The 544-nt window shown below is 65.1% G+C and carries 1 protein-coding gene; it reads left to right on the top strand.

Annotation, left to right across the window (positions count from 1 at the left end):
• Positions 1-544, top strand: a 544-nt coding sequence (locus tag CDI09_RS17440) for a 1-deoxy-D-xylulose-5-phosphate synthase N-terminal domain-containing protein (RefSeq protein WP_282956657.1), incomplete at both ends; no start/stop codon positions are given.

Genomic DNA, 544 nt, shown 5'->3' with positions numbered 1-544 from the left:
GAGCGAATACGACCCGTTTGGCGCGGCGCACTCCTCCACCTCCATTTCCGCGGGCCTCGGCATGGCCGTCGCCCACCACCTGCGCGCGGAGGAAGACCCTTCCTACCGTGAACGCAACGTGATTGCCGTGATCGGCGATGGCTCGATCTCGGCGGGCATGGCGTATGAAGCCATGAACAACGCATCGCATTGCGGCCCGGGCGCGGAGCGCCTGATCGTGGTGCTCAATGATAACGAGATGTCGATCGCCCCCCCCGTGGGCGCGATGTCGAGCTACCTGTCGCGGCTGATGTCGTCGCGCAAGTTCCTGAACCTGCGCGAACTCGCCGCCAAGATGGCCAAGCGCCTGCCCGGCCGCCTCGAGCGCACGGCCAAGAAGGCCGATGAATACGCGCGTGGCATCATGACCGGCGGCACGCTGTTCGAGGAACTCGGCTTCTATTACGTCGGCCCCGTTGACGGGCATGACATGAACCAGCTCGTCCACATCCTGCGCAACCTGCGCGATGCCGAGGATGTCGGCCCCGTGCTGCTGCATGTCATC

Source organism: Komagataeibacter nataicola (assembly GCF_003207795.1).
Lineage (GTDB): Bacteria > Pseudomonadota > Alphaproteobacteria > Acetobacterales > Acetobacteraceae > Komagataeibacter > Komagataeibacter nataicola.
The sequence above is the reverse complement of the archived record's forward strand: the minus strand, read 5'-3'. Positions and strand labels throughout refer to the sequence as shown.